Source organism: Streptomyces iconiensis, from assembly GCF_028657195.3.
Lineage (GTDB): Bacteria > Actinomycetota > Actinomycetes > Streptomycetales > Streptomycetaceae > Streptomyces > Streptomyces iconiensis.
This window is the reverse complement of sequence record NZ_JANCPR020000001.1, coordinates 130,817-150,364: the sequence shown is the minus strand read 5'-3', so window position 1 is coordinate 150,364 and position 19,548 is coordinate 130,817. Positions and strand designations below refer to the sequence as shown.

The 19,548-nt window shown below is 70.6% G+C and carries 18 protein-coding genes; 14 read left to right on the top strand and 4 right to left on the bottom strand.

Annotation, left to right across the window (positions count from 1 at the left end; all coding sequences use genetic code 11):
* The first annotated feature begins 148 nt into the window (after positions 1-148).
* The 3 genes from NMN56_RS00640 (at position 149) to NMN56_RS00630 (ending at position 1,443) form a co-directional block, all read left to right on the top strand.
* A complete protein-coding gene (locus tag NMN56_RS00640) occupies positions 149-283 on the top strand; it encodes a hypothetical protein (protein WP_280842628.1) in 135 nt (44 codons plus the stop codon).
* A gap of 66 nt (positions 284-349) precedes the next feature.
* Positions 350-547 carry a DUF397 domain-containing protein gene (locus tag NMN56_RS00635; protein WP_430542436.1) on the top strand — a complete coding sequence of 66 codons (198 nt, stop codon included), beginning with the start codon at positions 350-352 and terminating at the stop codon, positions 545-547.
* Between the two features lie 98 nt (positions 548-645).
* Positions 646-1,443, top strand: a complete 798-nt coding sequence (locus NMN56_RS00630; protein ID WP_274039843.1) for a phosphodiesterase — start codon at positions 646-648, stop codon at positions 1,441-1,443.
* A 47-nt stretch (positions 1,444-1,490) separates the two neighbouring features.
* Here NMN56_RS00630 and NMN56_RS00625 read toward each other — a convergent pair whose 3' ends face one another.
* Both NMN56_RS00625 and NMN56_RS00620 read right to left on the bottom strand, forming a co-directional pair.
* Positions 1,491-4,715: an FAD-binding and (Fe-S)-binding domain-containing protein gene (locus NMN56_RS00625; RefSeq protein ID WP_274039844.1), complete on the bottom strand. Its 3,225-nt coding sequence runs from the start codon at positions 4,713-4,715 to the stop codon at positions 1,491-1,493.
* 153 nt (positions 4,716-4,868) lie between these two features.
* Entirely contained in the window at positions 4,869-6,035 is a 1,167-nt protein-coding gene (locus NMN56_RS00620; RefSeq protein ID WP_274039845.1) for a pyridoxal-phosphate-dependent aminotransferase family protein, read from the bottom strand.
* Between the two features lie 97 nt (positions 6,036-6,132).
* On the opposite strand from NMN56_RS00620, the gene NMN56_RS00615 reads away from it, so the two are divergent.
* The 4 genes from NMN56_RS00615 (at position 6,133) to NMN56_RS00600 (ending at position 11,245) form a co-directional block, all read left to right on the top strand.
* On the top strand, positions 6,133-6,912 hold the full coding sequence (locus NMN56_RS00615) for an IclR family transcriptional regulator (protein ID WP_274039846.1): 780 nt from the start codon (positions 6,133-6,135) through the stop codon (positions 6,910-6,912).
* Positions 6,913-7,128: 216 nt separating this feature from the next.
* A complete protein-coding gene (locus NMN56_RS00610; protein WP_274039847.1) occupies positions 7,129-8,688 on the top strand; it encodes an SLC13 family permease in 1,560 nt (519 codons plus the stop codon).
* A gap of 188 nt (positions 8,689-8,876) precedes the next feature.
* Positions 8,877-10,331, top strand: coding sequence for an MFS transporter (locus NMN56_RS00605; protein ID WP_274039848.1), 1,455 nt, complete (start codon positions 8,877-8,879; stop codon positions 10,329-10,331).
* Positions 10,313-11,245, top strand: coding sequence for a LysR family transcriptional regulator (locus NMN56_RS00600; protein ID WP_274039849.1), 933 nt, complete (start codon positions 10,313-10,315; stop codon positions 11,243-11,245). The genes NMN56_RS00605 and NMN56_RS00600 overlap by 19 nt, the downstream gene beginning before the upstream one ends.
* Positions 11,246-11,383: 138 nt before the next feature.
* Here the strand turns inward: NMN56_RS00600 and NMN56_RS00595 are convergent, their stop codons facing one another.
* Positions 11,384-12,487, bottom strand: a complete 1,104-nt coding sequence (locus tag NMN56_RS00595; protein ID WP_274039850.1) for an NADH:flavin oxidoreductase/NADH oxidase — start codon at positions 12,485-12,487, stop codon at positions 11,384-11,386.
* Between the two features lie 100 nt (positions 12,488-12,587).
* Here NMN56_RS00595 and NMN56_RS00590 point away from each other — a divergent pair, with 100 nt between their 5' ends.
* The 3 genes from NMN56_RS00590 (at position 12,588) to NMN56_RS00580 (ending at position 14,441) form a co-directional block, all read left to right on the top strand.
* Positions 12,588-12,938: an ArsR/SmtB family transcription factor gene (locus NMN56_RS00590; protein ID WP_274039851.1), complete on the top strand. Its 351-nt coding sequence runs from the start codon at positions 12,588-12,590 to the stop codon at positions 12,936-12,938.
* Between the two features lie 97 nt (positions 12,939-13,035).
* On the top strand, positions 13,036-13,662 hold the full coding sequence (locus tag NMN56_RS00585; RefSeq protein ID WP_274039852.1) for a Uma2 family endonuclease: 627 nt from the start codon (positions 13,036-13,038) through the stop codon (positions 13,660-13,662).
* A 41-nt stretch (positions 13,663-13,703) separates the two neighbouring features.
* Complete coding sequence (locus tag NMN56_RS00580) at positions 13,704-14,441, top strand: SAM-dependent methyltransferase (protein ID WP_274039853.1); 738 nt, start codon at positions 13,704-13,706, stop codon at positions 14,439-14,441.
* A gap of 119 nt (positions 14,442-14,560) precedes the next feature.
* Here NMN56_RS00580 and NMN56_RS00575 read toward each other — a convergent pair whose 3' ends face one another.
* Entirely contained in the window at positions 14,561-15,943 is a 1,383-nt protein-coding gene (locus NMN56_RS00575) for a glycine--tRNA ligase (RefSeq protein ID WP_274039854.1), read from the bottom strand.
* A gap of 170 nt (positions 15,944-16,113) precedes the next feature.
* Here NMN56_RS00575 and NMN56_RS00570 point away from each other — a divergent pair, with 170 nt between their 5' ends.
* The 4 genes from NMN56_RS00570 to NMN56_RS00555 all read left to right on the top strand — a co-directional run bounded on the left by NMN56_RS00570 (position 16,114) and on the right by NMN56_RS00555 (position 19,411).
* Entirely contained in the window at positions 16,114-17,118 is a 1,005-nt protein-coding gene (locus tag NMN56_RS00570) for a metal ABC transporter substrate-binding protein (protein ID WP_274039855.1), read from the top strand.
* Positions 17,119-17,176: 58 nt separating this feature from the next.
* On the top strand, positions 17,177-18,007 hold the full coding sequence (locus NMN56_RS00565; RefSeq protein WP_274039999.1) for a metal ABC transporter ATP-binding protein: 831 nt from the start codon (positions 17,177-17,179) through the stop codon (positions 18,005-18,007).
* Positions 18,004-18,915 (top strand): metal ABC transporter permease, encoded by a 912-nt coding sequence (locus NMN56_RS00560; protein WP_274039856.1) that lies wholly within the window; start codon positions 18,004-18,006, stop codon positions 18,913-18,915. The genes NMN56_RS00565 and NMN56_RS00560 overlap by 4 nt, the downstream gene beginning before the upstream one ends.
* 85 nt (positions 18,916-19,000) lie before the next feature.
* Entirely contained in the window at positions 19,001-19,411 is a 411-nt protein-coding gene (locus NMN56_RS00555; RefSeq protein WP_274039857.1) for a Fur family transcriptional regulator, read from the top strand.
* Positions 19,412-19,548: the final 137 nt, after the last annotated feature.

Below are 19,548 nucleotides of genomic sequence, written 5' to 3'. Positions count from 1 at the left end.
TGCGCCCACACCATTTTCCCAGCGCTCGCGCGCTGCCGCACGCCCCACCCCTGCGCCAGCGCGTCAACGAGTAGAAGTCCGCGCCACCACGGTCCAGGTGCTCCCGTCCTCGGAGTGGGCGACCACCCGATGTGCTCCGGCATTCATCATGCTCTCGTTCGATGGCGGTTGGTCGCCTACAACTGCTAGCCAGGACACCTCCGGCAACATCGCCATCGCCGAAGGGCCCGAACAGATCGCGCTGTACGCGCACGCCTTGAAGAACTGCAACGCAACGCACTGACTCCCAAACTCAGTCAGTCCTTTCTCCGAAACACGCTGGAATCCCTCGGTAAGGAGCTGTAAGACCGTGACCGCCCAGCCATTACCACCCCCTTCCGTAAGTCCACGTACTCCGCAGCGGAGCACGGGCGACTGCGTCGAAGTAGCGCATACCGCCGACGGAGGCCGCGCCGTACGGGACAGCAAGGTCCCCGCACGCGGGACGCAGCACTTCAGTGCGGGTGCGTGGCGGACGTTCACTGCTGAGCTGACGTGGCGACCGTGACCGGGCGGCGCGTGCTCGTCAACGGCCGGACAGGAAGGCGTAGTTCGCCATGGGCGAGACCGGTTGCCGCGCGTGGGATGGGCGGGGAGCGTATGGGGGTGACCATATCCGGTGTATCCGTTGCGCATCTCAGTGATCCGCACCTCACGACGGGCCCGCTCGGCGGTGCTCCGGCGGAGGGACTGGACCGGGCGCTCGGGCGGGTGCTGACGCTCGATCCGAGGCCGGACTGCGTGGTGGTCACCGGCGATCTGGTCGACGGGGGTGACCCGGAGGCGTATCGGGCGCTGCATGAGGTGATCGCTCGATTCCCGTTGCCGCTGCACTTGGTGGCGGGCAACCATGACGATCCGCAGGCGCTGCTGCACGAGTTCGCCGGGACGCGTTTTCTGGGCGACGACGGGGCGGGGGCACGGTACGCGGTGGACCATGCCGCGTTCACGCTCGTCGTGCTGGACTCGACGGTGCGCGGCTCTCCCGGCGGTCACCTGGGCGCAGCGCAACTGGCTTGGCTGGACGCGCTGCTCGGCCGCCGGCCCGAGGTTCCGGCGGTCGTCTGCCTGCACCACCCTCCGCTGGCGATCGGTGTCCCGTTCCTGGACGGGATGCGTCTGGACGACGGCGAGGACCTGGCCGACGTACTCGCCCGGCATCCCCATGTCGCACGGGTTCTGGCGGGCCATGTGCACCGGCCCGTCACCGCCGCCTTCGGGGGAACGATCCTGGCCACGGCGCCCAGTACATACCTGCAAAGCGGGCTGGCGCTGCGCGGCGACGTGCCGCACTATCTGCCGGAGCCGACGTCCTTCCTCCTCCACCTGCGCAGCGGCACGTCGACCTGGATCACCCACACCGTTCCCGTCAGCCACGCCGCCGCGCCGCTCGCCCGTTTCTAGGCGAGCGGACGCCGGGCGGCGGGCCGGGCGCTGACCGGCCGCGGCGCTCATGCCGAATCCAGTGCCTCCCGCACCAGTTGGAGGGGATGGACCGCCTCCCGGCTGGTGCCGTGGGCGATCTGCTGGCGGCAGGAAACGCCGGTGGCGACGATGACCGTGTCGGATGGCTCCGCTTCGACGGCGGGGAACAGGCGGTCCCCGCCTACGGTCAGGGACACGTCGTAGTGCTCGGACTCGAAGCCGAAGGAGCCCGCCATTCCGCAGCAGCCCGCGTCGACCTCTTCGACGTGGGCGCCGGGGAGGCGCGAGAGCAGCTCCACCGTGGCGGCGGTGCCGACCTCGGCCTTCTGGTGGCAGTGGCCGTGGTAAAGGAGGCGGCGGCCAGCCGCTGCGGAGTCGGCGCGGAGCGGGAGGCGGCCGTCGTCGATGGCCTCGACGAGCAGCTCCTCGACCTGGCGTACGCGGCCGGCGATGTCGCGTACGGCGGGATCGTCCGGCAGCAGCGCGCGGTGCTCGTCGCGCAGGGTCATCAGGCAGGAGGGCTCGCAGCCGACTACGGGTGAGCCGGGTTCGGTCTCCTCGGCCAGCAGGTGGGCGAGCTTGGCCGCCTTGGTCTTTGCGTCGTCCACGAGCCCCTTCGAGAGGCTGGAGCGTCCGCAGCAGCCCCGGCTCTCCAGGCGGACGCGCCAGCCCGCACGCTCCAGCAGTTCGATCGCGGCGCGGCCGATGTCCGGTTCGGTGTACGTGGTGAACGAGTCGGCCAGGAAGGTCACTTCGCCCTGCGGGTGGGAGGCCGAGTGGGTCGCCTCACCCCGGGGACCCGCTTCCGCCCGGTGGCCAGCCTCCGCCCGGGGGTCCGCCTCCGCCCACGTGGCCGTTCCCGGCCGGAGGCCCGCCTCCGTCGTGCGAACCCGGCGCACCGCGCGCCCCGCCGCGCCACGGCGCCGGAACCAGCGCGTCAGGTTCGTACGGGCGAACACCGGAAGCGGGCGTTCCGCGGTGATGCCCAGGGTGCGTTCCATGAGGCGGCGCAGGGCGCGTATGCGGCCGGGGAGGTTGGAGAGGGGGGCGGTCGCCGAGCCCAGCCGGTTCAGCAGGCGGATCGCGCCGAAGATCCGGGAACGGAGCGGGGTGCCGTGCAGGTCGTGGTGGTGGGAGAGCGCCTCGCTCTTGAGGGTGGCCATGTCGACGCCGAGCGGGCACTCGCTCTTGCACGCCTTGCACATGAGGCACAGGTCGAGGATCTCGTGCAGCCGCTCGTCACCGAGGGCCTGCCGGGGATCGGGTTCGGAGAGTGCCTTGACCAGCGCTCCGGCCCGGCCCCGCGTGGAGTCCTCCTCCTTGCGGGTGGCCATGTAGGAGGGGCACATGACGCCGCTGCCGCTCTTGCGGCACAGCCCGATGTTCATGCACCGGTCGGCTGCGCCCCGCATACCGCCGACGACCTCGAACGAGAGCCGGGTGCGCAGCGGTCCCGGGGCCGGCAGCGCGGCGTCGCGCAGGTTGTCCGTCATCGGGGGCGCGTCCACGATCTTGCCGGGATTCAACAGGTTGTCCGGGTCGAAGAGCCCTTTGACCTCGCGCATGGCCTCGTAGAGCGGCTCGCCGAAGACCTGCCTGTTGAACTCGCTGCGGGCCAGCCCGTCCCCGTGTTCGCTGGAGTTGACGCCGCCGTACTCGCCGACGAGGTCCCTGATCTCCTCGGCCACCGCGCGCATGGTCCGCTGCTGGGCCGGGTCCGCGAGGTCGACGAAGGGCCGCACGTGGAGGCAGCCGACGGAGCAGTGCCCGTAGAAGCCGGCGGTCAGGCCGTGCCGGTCGAGTACCCGTTTGAACCGCCGTGTGTACTCGGCCAGATGGGCGGGTGGCACGGCGGTGTCCTCGACGAAGGCGAGGGGGCGGCGGGTGCCCTCGCTGGCGGCCATCAGCAGGCCGAGGCTGGACTTGCGCACCTTGAGCAGGGCCGACTGCTGGGCCGGGGTGACCGCCTGGAGCGTGTGGTAACCGTGACCGTGCCGGGCCCACAACCGGGTCAGCCGCTCCAACTGCCCGGTCAGCTCCCGCTCGTCGTCCCCGGTGAAGCTGACGAACAGCAGCGCCTCGGGGTCCCCTTCGAGGAGGGCGCCCAGTGAGGCGTACTCGATCCGCTGCCTGGACAGTTCGAGGATCGTCCTGTCCATCAGTTCGACACCGGCCGGATCGCAGCTCAGCGCTGACTCGGTGGCGGCGATGGCGGCGGGTACGGAGGTGAAGTGGCCGACGGCGATGACCGTACGGGACGGCTTGGGCACCAGGTCGACCAGCGCACGGGTGGCCAGGACGAGCGTGCCCTCGGAACCGACGACGAACTTCGCCAGGTCGACGGACCCGGCCGCGGGAGCGAGCCCGGAACGCCCAGGGATGTCGGAGGTACCGGAGAGGTCGGAGGTGCCGGAAAGGTCGGGGAGCCCAGAGCGTCCGGTGAGCCCGGCGAGCCGGTCCAGCCGGTAGCCGCAGGCGCGGCGCCAGAAGGCGGGGAAGCCCTCGGCGATGGCCGCACCGTTCTCCCTTACGATCCGCGGCAGTTCACGGTAGAGCGCGCCCTCCAGGGTGCGGTCCCGGGCCCGGCGTGCGGCCTCGGCCTGGTCGACGGGGGCGAGGTGGGCGAGGCTCGCGTCGGAGAGCACGATGTCGAGGGCGCGTACGTGGTCGATGGTCATGCCGTAGCGCAGGGAGCCGCTGCCCGCGGAGTTGTTGCCGATCATCCCGCCGAGGGTGGCGCGGTTGCTGGTGGAGGTGTCGGGCCCGAACATCAGCCCGGAGCGCCCGGCCGCGCGGTTGAGCTGGTCCTGCACCACCCCTGGCTCCACGAGTGCGGTGCGCGCCTCCGGGTCCAGCTCCAGGATGTGGTTCATGTGCCGGGACATGTCCAGCACCAGCCCTGGACCTACGGTCTGCCCGGCGAGGCTGGTACCGGCGCCGCGCGGCACCAGCGGTACGCCGTACTCGGCCGCTGCCGCGGTGGCGGCCTGGACGTCCCCGGCGTGCCGGGGGAAGGCGACACCGACGGGCGTGATCGCGTACATGCTGGCGTCCCGCGCGAACAGATGCCGGGTGTAGTCGTCGAACCTGACCTCGCCCTCCAGGTCACGGCGCAGCCGGTGTGCCAGGTCCGCTGCCGCGCGGGCCTGTTCGGATGCCGGCTCGGTTGCCGGTTCGGACCCCGGGGCGGAAGTGGTGCCACCTGCGCCCGCATCCGGAGCGGCTGCACCTGTACTGCTGCTGGCTGTCATGTGCGCGTACTCCCCTGATCGTTGACGCGTACTTCCTTGGTCGTTGGCGCGTACTCCCTTTGCCGTTGGCGCGTACTCCCTAGGTCGCTGGGGGCCCGCGAAGCGTCACGGCATCACGGCGACGCGGCGTCACGGCATCACGGCGACGCGGCGTCACTCTCCGCGCAGTACGTCCAGCGTCGCGGGCAAGCCGCCCTGGGCGAGGGGGACTCCGGCCCGCTCCAGGCCCATCTGCACCCCGGCGAGGGTTCCGGCGAGGGTGAGGTCGCCGAGGTGGCCGAGGTGGCCGATGCGGAAGACCCTGCCGGCGAGCTTGCCCAGCCCTGCGCCGAGCGACATGTCGTACCGCTCCAGAACGATCTTCCTGACCTTGTCGGCGTCGTGCCCGGACGGCATCAGTACGGCGGTGAGCGAGCCGGAGTGTTCGCGCTCGTCGGCGCACAGCACCTCAAGTCCCCAGCCGCGTACGGCGGCCCGGGTGGCGCGCGCGTGCCGTGCGTGGCGCGCGAAGACGGCGGGCAGGCCCTCGGCCGCGAGCATGCGCAGCGCCTCGTCGAGCCCGTAGAGCAGGTTGGTGGCGGGGGTGTACGGGAAGTAGCCGCGCTGGTTCGCCTCCAGTACCGGCCGCCAGTCCCAGAAGGACCTGCGCAGAAAGGCGTTGCGGGAGGCGGTCAGCGCCTTCTGGCTGACGGCGTTGAAACTGAGCCCCGGCGGCAGCATGAGCCCTTTCTGCGAGCCCGCGACGGTGACGTCCACGCCCCACTCGTCGTGCCGGTAGTCGATCGAGCCGAGTGAGGAGATGGTGTCGACCAGCAGGAGCGCGGGGTGGTCCGCCTCGTCGAGTACGCGCCTGATCTCGGGGATTCTGCTGGTGACGCCGGTCGAGGTCTCGTTGTGGACGACGCAGACGGCCTTGATGCGGTGTGCGCTGTCGTCAGCGAGCCGTTCGGCCAGCTGTGCGGGGTCGGCGCCGTGCCGCCAGTCGCCGGGGACGAGTTCGGTGTCCAGGCCCAGTTCGCCGGCCATCCGCTGCCAGAGCGTCGCGAAGTGCCCGGTCTCGAAGCACAGCACGCGGTCACCGGGGCTGAGGGTGTTGACGAGTGCGGCCTCCCAGGCGCCGGTGCCGGAGGCGGGGTAGATCAGGACGGGACCCGAGGTGCCGAACACCGGCTTGAGCGCCTCCAGCAGACGCAGCGTCAGCGAGGCGAACTCGGGTCCGCGGTGGTCGATCGTGGGCGCTGCCATGGCGCGGAGCACCTGGTCGGGGACGTTGGTGGGGCCCGGTATCTGGAGGAAGTGGCGGCCGGTGTGAAGGGTCAAGTGGGCCAACCCCCTTGCATATTGTGCCGGTTCACGGCACGGTGTGACGTAACATGGCACGGGGAGCATAGAGAGCGCCGGTCGAGGGAGTCAACGGATGCAGAACGTCCTCAACGCGCTGCGCGTCCTGGAAGAGGTCGCGGCCCGCCAGCCGGCAGGGGTCGGCGATCTCGCACGCGGCCTGGAGATCCCCAAGAGCACGGTCCAGCGCGCCCTGTTGACCCTGCACACCGCTGGCTGGATTCGCCAGGCCGACGGCGGCGGGGCCACTCGCTGGGTACTGACGACGAAGCCGCTGCTCGTGAGCCGCGGCGCAACCGGCGATCTGAGCCTGCGCGACGTGGCCGTACCGGTGATGGAGGAGCTGCGCGGGCGGTGCGACGAGACCGTTCATCTGGCGGTGCCCGAGGGCGGCAAGGTGGTGCTGATCGAGCGGCTGGAGACCTCGCAGCCGGTGCGCATCATCCTGCCGCTGGGCAAGAACCTCCCCCTGCACGCCTCAGCCAACGGCAAGGCGGTGCTGGCGGCCAGTGGGCCCGAGGCGCTGGAACGCCACCTGGCCGAGGGCCTGCCTCGGTTCACCGACACGACGCTCACGGAGGCTGACGGCCTGCGCGCCGAGTTGGCGCGTATCCGCGAACGGGGTTACGCGACCAATGACGGCGAGTGGCGCACGGATGTCTCCGCCACCGCCGCCGCCGTCCTCGGCAAGGCGGGACGGCCGGTGGCCAGCATCAGCGTCAACGTACCGAGCAGCCGCGTGACCAGTGAAACCCGGGCCGCACACGGGGCGTTGGTGTGCGAGGCGGCGGCCGGGATCAGCGCCGCGCTCGGGGGCACGCGGGCCGCGGAACGCCTCCCGCGTCCCACCCCTTGACGTGACGTGACGCGAATCTCAATACTTCCGGGATGAAATACGGATTCCGTATCGCGGAATCCGTGCTGCCCGCTGGGCACCTCGCATCACGGCTGCCGAGCGGGCGCGGTCGCTCAGCGCTGCCCGCGAGCCGGACGGTTCCCCTGTCTACGCGTCTACGCGCCCGCCTCGCCGGCCGGCCCCCACATGACCATCGGCCGAAGGCAGGGAAGCCTCGTGTCAGATCACGTCATATCCATCATCGGCCTGGTGCTGGTGTTCGCCGTCGCCACCGTGTTCTCCGTCCACATGGGGGTCCTCGCCCTTGTGGCGGCCTTCGTCGTGGGAACCGCGTTCGCCTCGCAGTCGACCGATCAGATCTTCGCCGGTTTTCCCGGAGACCTCTTCGTGGTCCTGGTCGGCGTGACCTTCCTGTTCGCCATCGCAGGGAACAACGGCACCGTGGACTGGCTCGTCCACAGGTGCATACAAGCCACGGGAGGCAGAGCGGCCCTGATGCCCTGGGTGATGTTCCTGGTCACCGCCTTGCTGGCGGGCGTCGGAGCGGTGACTCCCGCCGCCGTCGGCATCATCGCGCCCATCGGCATGAGCGTCGCACGGCGCTACGGGATGAGCCCTCTGCTGATGGGCGTCTTCATCATCAACGGAGGCAGCGCCGGCGGTTTCTCGCCCATCGGCGTATACGGCACGATCACCAACGGCGTCGTCTCCCGCAACGACCTCCCCGGAAGCCCGGGAACCCTCTTCCTCCTCTCCCTCCTCTTCAACATCCTGCTGAACATCGCCGCGTTCTTCGTGTTCGGCGGCCGGGGACTGCTCCGGCGACGCGGGACGGACACACCAGGCGCGGCGGGCGCGGCGGACGCGCGGGATACGGCGGACGCACCGGCCACGGCAGATGTGACGGGCACGGCAGATGCGACGGCTCCCCCGAGGGGCGGCTCGGGGGCGTCGCAGTCGAGTACGGGCCGACCGGGTACGGGCCGACCTGTGACGGGCCCGAACCGGACGCGGCCCCCCACCGGCGAACCGGCGCCGAGCACCCCTGCGTCGGCCCCACCCCAACCCGCCTCCCCCGCCAGCACGTTGAGCGTCACCGGAGGCACCGGGGACACCGGGGACACCGGCGATGCCGGGAAGACGGACAGCGTCCCCACCGACCGGCGGCAGCAGCCGATCGGCCTCGACCTGCCCCGCACCCTCACCCTCCTCGGCCTGCTCGGCGTCGTCGTCGGCGCCCTCTTCTTCGACCTCGACGTCGGGCTGATGGCGCTCAGCGTGGCCGTCGTCCTCTCCCTCGCCTCCCCGGAGTCGGCAAAGGGCGCGGCCGACAAGTGCGCCTGGACGACCGTGCTGCTGGTGTGCGGCATCGTCACGTACGTCAATCTGATGGACCGCATCGGCACCATCGACTTCCTCGGCGAGAAGGTGACCTCGATCGAGGCACCGCTGCTGGCAGCGCTGCTGATCTGCCTCATCGGCGCTCTGGTCACCGCCTTCGCCTCCACCACCGGCATCCTCGGTGCCCTGATCCCGCTGGCCGTTCCGTTCCTGCTGAGCGGTGAGGTCGGCGCGGTCGCGCTGGTCGCGGCGCTGGCCATCTCCTCCTCCGTCGTGGACGCCTCGCCGTTCTCGACCAGCGGCGCCCTGGTGACAGCGAACGCCACCGACGACGAACGCGACACCGTCTTCCGCCGCTTGATGATCTGGGGCTTCAGCCTCGTCCTGATCGTGCCCGCGACCACGTGGGCTCTGCTGGTCGTACCGGGCTGGTAGCGCGGCAACGGCGCTGGTCACGCGGCCACTTATACGCATCCCGTACAGGCGGGCCCTCGCACGCATTTCCGTGCGAGGGCCCGCCGTTCCTACATTCCGACGCGTGGCACCACGCCGCTCCCCCACCCCCACGGCCACCGCCACAACCAGCGCCACAACCACGCTCACGCTCACGCGAAGGACATTCCGTGCGTCTTGTTTCTCTCCTGGCCGTCGGGGCGTTCGCCCTCGGGCTGGATGCCTACGTCACAGCGGGGCTGCTGCCCGAGGTCGCCGGTGATCTCGGGGCCTCGATCGCCGCCACGGGGCAGATGGTCACCGCCTTCACCCTGGCGTACGCGCTCGCTTCACCGCTACTGGCCGCGCTGTCTTCGGCCGGCTCCGAGCGGCGCCAACGACGCGCGCTGCTGGCCGCTTTGGCCGTATTCGCGCTGGCCAACGCCGGTAGCGCGCTCGCGCCCTCGCTCGGCGCCTTGCTGGCCACCAGGGCCGTGGCGGGTGCGGGCGCCGGGCTGTACCTGGCGCTGGCGGCAGCGGCGGCTGCCGCGCTGGTGGGGCCCGAACGGCGGGGGCGCGCGCTGGCGCTGCTGATGGGCGGCATGAGCAGCGGAACCGTGATCGGAGTGCCGGTGGGCGTCCTCGTCGCCGAGCACACCGGGTGGCGGGCGACGCTATGGATGGTCGCGGCACTGGGCGCGGCTGCGCTGGCGGGCCTGGCGGGATGGCTGCCCCACCTCCGGTCCGGCGCTGCGACGGCCCCGGGACCGGGCGCACGGGGCACAGGGCCGGAAGCCTGCTATACGGGAGGGAGGGGAGCAGCCACCGAACGGCAGCCCGTCGCCGAACGGCAGTGCATGACCGAACGACAGCGCCTGTCCGTACGGCAGCGCCTGTCCGTGCTGGCCGACCGCCGGGTCGCGGCCGTCGTGGGGGTGTCGTTCCTCGCGGCGGTCGCGAGCCTCGGGCTCTACACGTATCTGGCGCCGCTGATGGCGTCGCCCGCCATGGGCGGGGTCGAGGGGATCACCCCGTACCTGTGGGCATGGGGTGTCGGCGGCGTGCTGGGAAGCGTGCTGGTCGGGCAATGGGTCGACCGCGTGCGCAGGCCGCATGTACTGGTCACGGGGATCATGGCGCTGCTCGTGGTGGCGCTGGTCGCGCTGCGGCCGGCCGCCGGGCTCTCGCCGCTGGTCGCGCTGGCCCCGCTCGCGGTATGGGGCGCTGTCGGGTGGGCGCTACAGGTGCCGCAGCAGCACGGTCTGCTCGCCGCACGCGGTGCGCGGGACGGGGCGACCGCCGTCGCGCTGAACGAGTCCGCTCTCTACCTGGGCAGCGCGGTGGGCTCCGGCCTGGGCGGGCTCGCGTTCGGCCTCGGCTGGGACGCCTCGGTGCTGCCCTGGTGCGCGGCCGGGTTCGCGCTGGCCGGGCTGCTGGTGCACGTGGCGTGGGGGCGCCGGGGACCGCTCTACGCTGGCACACCGGCGGAAGAAGCCCCGGCGGGAGAAGCCACGCCGACGGAAGCCCGGTCGGGAGAACGCCCGACGGGAGAAGCCCGGGTGGGAACGGCCGCGTCGGGAACGGACCCGGCAAAGGCCACGGTGACAGCGGCAGGGAGTGACGGGCGGTGCTCGACAGGAACATAGGGCTGCGGCAACTACAGGCGTTCCGCACCCTCGCGGCGACCCTCAACTTCACGGAAGCCGCAGCGGAGTTGGGGGTCTCGCAGCCGACGCTCTCACGTTCCGTCCACCGCCTGGAGGAGGAGCTGGGCGTACGGCTGCTGGAGCGGAGCACCCGGCACGTGGCGCTCACCGAGGAGGGCGCCAGGCTGCGGAACGAGCTGGCGGACGTACTGCCCAGGCTGGAGGCGGCGCTCGCCCCCGCCGGGGCCCGCACACTGCGGCTGGGCTTCACCTGGCTGCTGCCGGGCGACTGGCTGCACGAGGCGATCGAACGGTTCGAGCGGGACACGGGCACGGCCGTCGAACTGTCCCGCAGGGACGAACTGCACGCCGGGGTGACCCAGCGGTCCGTCGACGTGGCGCTGCTGCGGACGAAAGAGGTGCCGCGCGGGCTGCGCGCGCTGGAGCTGGGCAGAGAGCACCAGGTCGCCGCTGTGGCACGGACCTCGCCGCTGGCGCGGCTGAGCACGCTGGAGTGGACGGAGCTGGCGCGTCACCCCATCGTCGCCAATACGGTCAGCGGAACGGTGCGCGGGGAGTGCTGGCCCGCAGGCCACCGTCCCGCGACGGTGGTGAACTGCCGCAACTTCGACGAGTGGCTGGAGCTGATCGCCGCGGGCAAGGGCATCGGAGTGGGCCCCGCGCTGCTGAGCCGCCGCCGCCCGCACCCCGCCGTCGACTTCGTACCGCTGACGGGCGTCGACCCCGTGCCACTGCGGCTCGTACGCCCGCTCCAGGGCGCGCACCCGCACGCGGAACGGCTGATGCTGCTGGCGCGCGAGGTGCTGACGGAGCACAGGGCCCGCCGCGAAACGGCGCAACCGCCACCGCCCGCCTCCGAGACCGCACCCGAACCCGCGAGCCCCGCCGTCTGAACGGGGACGGCGGGAACGGGAACGGGGACGGGGACGGGGACGCGGCAGCGGACGGCCGGAGCCCGCCGGGACCGCCGGACGACTGCGTGTCCGGGGGTCCTGACGGGGTGTCCGGGAGTCCTGACGGGCCGGGTGGCGTCAGACCGCGCGGTGGTACGGGTTCGGCCAGCGGGGCTCGGCGCCGAGAACCTTGGCGGCCTCGTTGGCCCAGTACGGGCTGCGCAGCAGCTCGCGGGCGAGAAGGACCGCGTCGGCGCGGCCCGAGGCGACGATCTCCTCGGCCTGGTGCGGGTCGGTGATGAGCCCGACGGCGCCCACCGGCAGATCCGTCTCCTTCTTGACCCGCTCGGCGATCGGCACCTGGTAGTTGGGCTCGGCCGTGATCCGCGCGCCGGGCGCGTTGCCGCCGGTCGAGGTGTCCAGCAGGTCGACGCCGCGCGCGTGCAGCTCCTTGGCGAAGCGGACGGTGTCGTCGCCGGTCCAGCCCTCGCGGCCGTCGTCCGGGTTCTCGGTGAGCCAGTCGGTCGCCGAGATGCGGAAGAGCAGCGGCAGTTCGTCGGGCCACACCTCGCGTACGGCCTCGACGACCTCCAGCGCGAAGCGCGTACGGCCCTCGAAGGAGCCGCCGTACTCGTCGGTGCGGTGGTTGGAGTAGGGCGAGAGGAACTCGTTGATGAGGTAGCCGTGTGCGCCGTGTACCTCGACGGTCTTGAACCCGGCCGCGTGCGCACGCCGCGCGGTGTCGGCGAACTGCCGTACGAGGGCCTGGATTTCGTCCCTGCTCAGCTCGGTCGGCGTGGTGGAGGCTTCGTCGAACGGGAGCGGGCTGGGTCCGACCGGCTGCCAGCCGTGGCCCTCACCGGGGGCCAGCGGGGCGCCGCGCCGCACCCAGGTGCGCTCGGTGGACGCCTTGCGCCCCGCGTGGGCGATCTGGACGCCGGGAACGGTGCCGTGCGCGCTCAGGAACTGGTTGATCCGCGCGAACGCTTCCTGCTGGCGGTCGTTCCACAGGCCCAGGTCGTAAGGGCTGATACGGCCGTCGGCTGAGACCGCCGTCGCCTCGAAGAGCGCCAGGCCGACGCCGCCGACCGCACGGGCGCCGAGGTGGGCGAGGTGCCAGTCGGTCGGCACGCCCTGTTCCGGACCCTCGGGCGCCGCCGAGTACTGGCACATCGACGCCATCCACACGCGGTTCGGCACGGTCACGGACCGCAGGGTCAGGGGCTCGAACAGTGCGCTCACAGCGCTCTCCCAATCAGTCGGTGGCACAGAAGGCCGGGGTACGCCTAGTACGATAACCGCCGTACTACGGGAACTGTCAAACTTCGATGGTTCCCGTACTATGGAGGACGTGACGACGACTACGGCTGTACGCGAACTCCCGCACCCCGCACGGGAGGAGATCCGCCTGGAGACCGTGCTGCACGCGCTCGCGGACCCGACGCGGCTGCGCATCGTGACCACGCTGGACACGTTCGGCGAGGGCGAAGGACTCGGCGCCACCTGCTCCCAGGTCGACGTCCCCGTCTCCGCCTCCACCCTCACGCACCACTTCCGCGTCCTGCGTGAGTCCGGCGTCATCAACCAGTGCTACCGAGGCACCTCCAAGATCAGCTGCCTCCGCCGCACCGACCTCGACCCCCTCTTCCCCGGCCTTCTCGACGCCGTACTGAACGCCGCCCGGAACGTTTGACCGCTTTCCGGTGAACCGACCCGGTGAGCCGATCACACTGTCGGTGCGCGCGGTTACGGTGGGTGCCGACCAGCTCACCAGGCGAAGAGGGCGCGTCATGACTGTGGACCTCGAACGACCGACACCCATAGAGACCCCCGAAGGCCAGGCCCGTTTCCAGGCCCTGTTCCGGACGCTCTTGACCATGAAGGTGCCCGAGGGATACCGGGCGGAGATCATCGGGGGAAGCATCGTCATGTCGCCATGGTCGAAGGGGTATTACCTCGCCGTTATGCGCTCCCTGCGAACCCAGCTCGAACCGCGTCTGCGGCCAGGCCAGCTCGTGGAGAGCTCCCGGTATCTCTTCACGTTCCCCGGGCAAGAACGTGCTTACGGGCCCGATGTGTTCGTGGCCTCGGCGAAGGCATTCCGCACCACCAGCCGCTACATCGACGGCGAAGCCCTCACCCTCGTAGCCGAGTTGACCTCCGGCTCCATCAGGACCGTGGACTGGACGGACAAGCTCCCGGTGTACGGCAAGGCGGGTGTCCCGGTGTATCTGCTGCTGGACATGGAGGACCACACGGTCTCCGTCTTCTCCACACCGACCCCGCTGGGCTATGCCGAGCGCAGGACGGTCGGGTTCGGCGAGGAGGTGCCCCTTCCCGAGCCGTTCGGGTTCGCACTGGAGACGATCGGGTTCGGGTACGAGCCGGAAGACGGCGAGCGGCAGGGCGAGAAGTAAATAACTGTGCGGAGGCGCGGGCCCCTGCGAGGATGCCGCGCATGGACAGACAGCTGATCTCCCTGCTCGCGCACGCCGACCACCCCATCGCCGCACCCCTCGAAGACGAGTCCGTACGGCGGCTGTTGGCAGCCGGGGTCCCCCGCGCCGACGCGCGGGTGCTCGACCTGGGGTGCGGGGAGGGTGCCTGGCTGACGCGGGTGCTGGCGGCGCATCCGGAGGCGAAGGCGGAGGGCGTCGACATCTCCGCCGGAGCGCTGGAGCGGGCACGGGCGCATGCGGAGGAGGCGGGGGTAGCGGAGCGGCTGACGCTGCACCGTACGGAGGCGGAGGCGTTCAGCACCGCGGAGCCGTTCGACCTGGTGCTCATCGTGGGCGCCTCGCACGCCTTCGGCGGGCTGGTGCCGACCCTGGACGCCGCGCGTGAACACCTGGCGCCGGGCGGCTGCGTACTGGTGGGCGACGCATACTGGCGCGCCGAGCCCAGCGCGCACACGCGGGAGATCCTGGGCGAGTACGAAGACCTGCCGACCACCGTCGACAAGGTGCGCACCGCCGGCTGGACCCCCGTATACGCGCACGCCAGCACCCGTCACGAGCTGGACGACTACGAGTGGCGCTGGACCGGTTCGCTCTCCCGCTGGGCACTGGACCATCCCGAACACCCGGACAGTGCCCAGGCGTTGAAGGCAGCCGATGTGCACAGGGAGGAGTGGCTGCACGGCTACCGCGACAGCTTCGGCTTCGTCAGCCTGGTGCTGCGCCGCACGGAGAGCTGAGCGCACGCACGGAGAGCTGAGCGCACGAAGCGCTGAGCACAGCGCGCTTCCGCATACGCGCGAGGGCCCGGCCCCCTGGGGAGCCGGGCCCTCGCGCGTACGGGCGTGAAGGGTGAGCGTCAGCAGCCCAGGAGGCGGCTGCCGAGGTAGCCCTCGATCTGGTCGAGGGAGACCCGCTCCTGCTTCATCGTGTCGCGCTCACGCACCGTGACGGCGTTGTCGTCAAGGGTGTCGAAGTCGACGGTGACGCAGAACGGCGTACCGATCTCGTCCTGGCGGCGGTAGCGGCGGCCGATGGCACCCGCGTCGTCGAACTCGATGTTCCAGTGCTGGCGCAGCGCCTCGGCCAGGCCGCGGGCCTTGGGCGAGAGCTTCTCGTTGCGGGACAGCGGCAGGACCGCGACCTTGACGGGCGACAGCCGCGGGTCGAGGCGCATGACGGTGCGCTTCTCCATCTTGCCCTTGGCGTTGGGCGCCTCGTCCTCGATGTAGGCGTCGAGCATGAAGGCGAGCATCGCGCGGTTCACACCGGCGGCGGGCTCGATCACGTACGGCACCCAGCGCTCGCCGGCCTCCTGGTCGAAGTACGACAGGTCGTGACCCGACGCCTTGGAGTGCGCGGTGAGGTCGAAGTCGGTGCGGTTGGCGACGCCCTCCAGCTCACCGAACTCGCTGCCGCCGAACTGGAAGCGGTACTCGATGTCGGCCGTGCGCTTGGAGTAGTGGGAGAGCTTCTCCTTCGGGTGCTCGTACCACCGGATGTTCTCCTCGCGGATGCCGAGACCCCGGTACCAGGCCCAGCGCTGCTCCATCCAGTACTGCTGCCACTCCTCGTCCTCGCCCGGCTTGACGAAGAACTCCATCTCCATCTGCTCGAACTCGCGGGTACGGAAGATGAAGTTGCCCGGCGTGATCTCGTTCCGGAAGGACTTGCCCATCTGCGCGATGCCGAACGGCGGCTTCTTGCGCGAAGTCTGCTGCACCTGGGCGAAGTTGGTGAAGATGCCCTGGGCTGTCTCGGGACGCAGATAAGTGACGGCACCCGAGTCCTGGGTGGGACCGAGGTGCGTCGAGAGCAGGCCCGAGAACTGCTTGGGCTCGGTGAAGCCGCCCTTGTTGCCGCAGTGCGGGCAGTTGATGTCCGCGAGGCCGTTGGAGGGCTCGCGGCCGTGCTTGGCCTCGTACGCCTCGATCAGGTGGTCGGCACGGAAGCGCTTGTGGCACGAGGTGCACTCGGTGAGCGGATCGGTGAAGGTGGAGACATGGCCCGAAGCCTCCCAGACCTCGGGGGCCAGAATCACCGACGAGTCGAGCCCGACCACGTCGTCGCGCGAGGTGACCATGGCACGCCACCACTGGCGCTTGATGTTCTCCTTGAGCTCAACGCCCAGCGGCCCGTAGTCCCAGGCGGCGCGCTGGCCACCGTAGATCTCACTGCACGGGTAAACGAAGCCACGGCGCTTGCTCAGGCTGACGATGCTGTCGATCTTGTCGGCGGCCACGGTGCTCTCTTCATTACGACGACGGAATACCCCAGATTACCGAGGGGCGAGGGGTCGGAATCAAATCGGTTCCGGTTCCCGGCGCCCGGAGCCGGGCCACCCGTCCGGGTGATCACGGAGAGCGAAGCTTTAGTTGACAATCGTTTCCATCAAGGGTGAAAATGAGTGTCATGAACAATGGTCCTGGCCCTCGTCGGCTCATACGCGCAAGCGCTGCCCTCACCGCACTCGGTGTCGGTGCACTCACCCTCGCCGCCTGCGGTGACGACTCCGGCACGGCGAACGGCAAGGTGAGCGTCGCCGCCTCGTTCTATCCGATGGCGTTCCTCGCCCAGGAGATCGGCGGCGACCGCGTCCAGGTGCAGAACCTGACCAAGCCCGGCGTCGAGCCGCACGACCTGGAACTCAGCCCGAAGCAGACCGGGGAACTGAGCGAGGTCGACATGATCGTCTACCTCAAGGGGCTCCAGCCGGCCGTCGACGAGGCCGTCAAGCAGTCCGGGGTCAAGAACGTCGCCGAGGCCACCTCCTTCACCAGCCTGGAGAAGCACGGGAACGAGGTGCACGGCGAGAAGGGCCACAAGGGCGGCGGTGACCATGAGGGCGAGCACGGGGACGAGCACGGCCATGAGGGGCATGACCACGGCGACGAGGCCGGTGCCGACCCCCACGTGTGGCTGGACCCGGTGCGCTACGCGCAGATCGCCAAGGGCGTCGGCAAGCAGCTCCAGAAGGCCGACCCCGACCACAAGGCCGAGTACAAGAAGAACACCGAGGCACTCGTCTCCCGGATCGACAAACTGAACGGGGACTTCGAAAAGGGCCTGAAGAGCAAGAAGACCGACACCTTCATCACCACGCACGCCGCCTTCGGCTATCTCGCGGAGCGCTACGGCCTGCACGAGGAAGCCGTCTCCGGCATCGACCCCGAGTCGGAGCCCAGCGCCTCCCGGATGAAGGACCTGCACGCCGTCGCCAAGAAGGACGACGTCGACACCGTCTTCTTCGAGGACAACGCCAGCGACAAGACCGCGAAGACGCTCGCGAAGGATCTGCGGCTGAAGACCTCCGTCCTCAGCCCGCTGGAGAGCCTGAAGGACCCCAAGAAGCAGGACTACTTCTCCGTGATGCACCAGAACCTGACCGCGCTCAAGACCGCGCTCGGCGCACAGTGAGGACGTACACGTGAGGAAGGCACAGGCGCCCGCAGGCGCACAGGACTCCGAACCCGCGATAGCCGGGGCGCCGGCACCCGGCGCGGGCGCGGAGACGGACGCACAGACGGCTCCGGCCGTCTCTCTGCGCCGGGCCTACGCCACACTCGGCGGGCGGCCCGTGCTGCGCGGGGTGGATCTGACCGTGGGACCGGGCGAGACCGTCGCGCTGCTGGGCGCCAACGGCTCGGGCAAGTCCACGACGGTCAAGGCCGTACTGGGACAGGTGCCGCTGACCGGGGGCGAACTGGAGCTGTTCGGCACGCCGTTGGCGCGCTTCCGCCAGTGGCGGCGGCTCGGCTACGTACCGCAGCGCTCGACGGCGGCTGCCGGGGTGCCCGCCACGGTGCGCGAGGTCGTCTCGGCGGGGCGGCTGGCGCGGCGCAGGTTCCGGCCGCTGAGCGCCGCCGACAAGGCGGCCGTACGCAGGGCACTGGAGCTGGTGGGCATGGCGGACCGTGCCAAGGACCCGGTCGACGCGCTCTCCGGCGGACAGCACCAGCGGGTGCTGATCGCCCGCGCGCTGGCGAGCGACCCGGAACTGCTGATCATGGACGAGCCGTTGGCCGGCGTGGACGTCGTCAGCCAGGAGGTGCTGGCCCGCACGCTGCGTGAACAGGTCGCACAGGGCAGCTCCGTCCTGCTCGTCCTGCACGAACTCGGCCCGCTGGCGCCGCTGATCGACCGGGCCGTGGTGCTCAGGGACGGGCGCGTGGAACGGGTGGACAACCCCGACCAGCTGCACGACCTGGCCTGCCACCCGCACGGCTCGGTACCGCAGCGGGAGGGCGCGGCGAAGATCGAGACGGGCCTGTCCATGGGCGAACCGACACCGGGAGCACGGGTATGACCGAGATGCTGAGCTTCGCCTTCATGCAGCGGGCGCTGCTGTCAGCGCTGCTCGTGGGGATCGCGGCGCCCGCCGTCGGGATCTACCTCGTCCAGCGCCGCCAGGCGATCATGGGCGACGGAATCGGACACGTGGCGCTCACCGGTGTCGCGCTCGGCTTCCTGCTGAGCACCAACCCGGTGTGGATGGCGGTGCTCGTCTCCTCGATCGGCGCCGTCGTCATGGAGCTGATCCGCTGGTACGGCAAGGCGCGGGGCGATCTGGCGCTCGCCATGCTGTTCTACGGCGGTATGGCGGGCGGCGTCATGATCATCAACTTGGCGCCGAACGGTTCCAACGCGAACCTCACCACGTATCTGTTCGGCTCGGTCACCACCGTCGCGGCCTCCGACATCGTGGCGATCGTGTGCCTGTCCGTCTTCGTGCTGGCCGTCTCGCTGGGACTGCGGCGGCAGCTGTTCGCGATCTGCCAGGACGAGGAGTTCGCGCGGGTCACAGGACTGCCGGTGCGGCTGCTGAACCTGCTGCTCGCCGTCACGGCAGCCGTGACCGTGACGGTCGCGATGCGGGTCGTCGGACTGCTGCTGGTCAGCGCGCTGATGGTGATCCCCGTCGCGGCGGCACAGCAGGCCACCCGCGGCTTCGCCGCGACCCTCGGACTGTCGGTCGGCTTCGGCGTCCTGGTGACCCTGTCGGGCACCGTGACCTCGTACTACGCCGACGTCCCCCCGGGCGCCAGCATCGTCGTGCTCGCCATCGCGCTCTTCGCGCTCGTCACGGCGCTGGCGGCGCCGCTGGCGCGGCGACGGGGGAAGGCTGTCGCGAGAGGGGAGGAAGGGGGCACCCTGGTAGCGGACGGGGAGGAGCGCCGGCAGGAAGGTGCCGCCGAGCGCCCCACCAGGGTGTAATGACCGCTCCGGGGGAGCGCCTGGCACAATGGGCCGACGCGAACGCTTCAACTCCCCGGAGCCGACGAACGTAAGGAGCCAGCGAGTGACCACCGCAGGTCCCCCAGTGCGCGGCCGGTCCACCCGGCAGCGCGCCGCCGTCTCGGCGGCCCTCGCCGAGGTCGAAGAGTTCCGCAGTGCGCAGGAACTGCACGACATGCTCAAACACCGCGGCGACTCGGTCGGGCTGACCACGGTCTACCGCACCCTGCAGTCCCTCGCCGACGCCGGCGAGGTGGACGTGCTGCGCACGGACGAGGGCGAGGCGGTGTACCGGCGGTGCCACAGCGATGACCACCACCATCACCTGGTGTGCCGGTCCTGCGGCAAGGCGGTCGAGGTCGAGGGGCCGGCCGTGGAGAAGTGGGCCGCCTCTGTGGCGGCCGAGCACGGGTTCGTCAATGTCGGCCATACCGTGGAGATTTTTGGGACCTGCGGGGATTGCGCGCAGCGCTAGGTCGCTTTGCGCTTTGCCTTGCGCCCCCGCGTTTGTGCCCTCGCGCGTTGCCGCGCCCGCTTCGGCGTTGGGGCTGAGCCTTGCCCCTCGGGCCCGCGCTTGTGGCCTCGCGCTGCTGCGCTCAACTCGCCATCGGG

Excerpts from the sequence above, each read along its gene's own strand:
- NMN56_RS00560 (WP_274039856.1), top strand. The coding sequence starts at position 18,004 with ATGACCGAGATGCTGAGCTTCGCCTTCATGCAGCGGGCGCTGCTGTCA.
- NMN56_RS00585 (WP_274039852.1), top strand. The coding sequence starts at position 13,036 with ATGACTGTGGACCTCGAACGACCGACACCCATAGAGACCCCCGAAGGC.
- NMN56_RS00580 (WP_274039853.1), top strand. The coding sequence starts at position 13,704 with ATGGACAGACAGCTGATCTCCCTGCTCGCGCACGCCGACCACCCCATC.
- NMN56_RS00615 (WP_274039846.1), top strand. The coding sequence starts at position 6,133 with ATGCAGAACGTCCTCAACGCGCTGCGCGTCCTGGAAGAGGTCGCGGCC.
- NMN56_RS00570 (WP_274039855.1), top strand. The coding sequence starts at position 16,114 with ATGAACAATGGTCCTGGCCCTCGTCGGCTCATACGCGCAAGCGCTGCC.
- NMN56_RS00590 (WP_274039851.1), top strand. The coding sequence starts at position 12,588 with ATGGAGGACGTGACGACGACTACGGCTGTACGCGAACTCCCGCACCCC.
- NMN56_RS00640 (WP_280842628.1), top strand. The coding sequence starts at position 149 with ATGCTCTCGTTCGATGGCGGTTGGTCGCCTACAACTGCTAGCCAGGAC.
- NMN56_RS00625 (WP_274039844.1), bottom strand. The coding sequence starts at position 4,715 with ATGACAGCCAGCAGCAGTACAGGTGCAGCCGCTCCGGATGCGGGCGCA.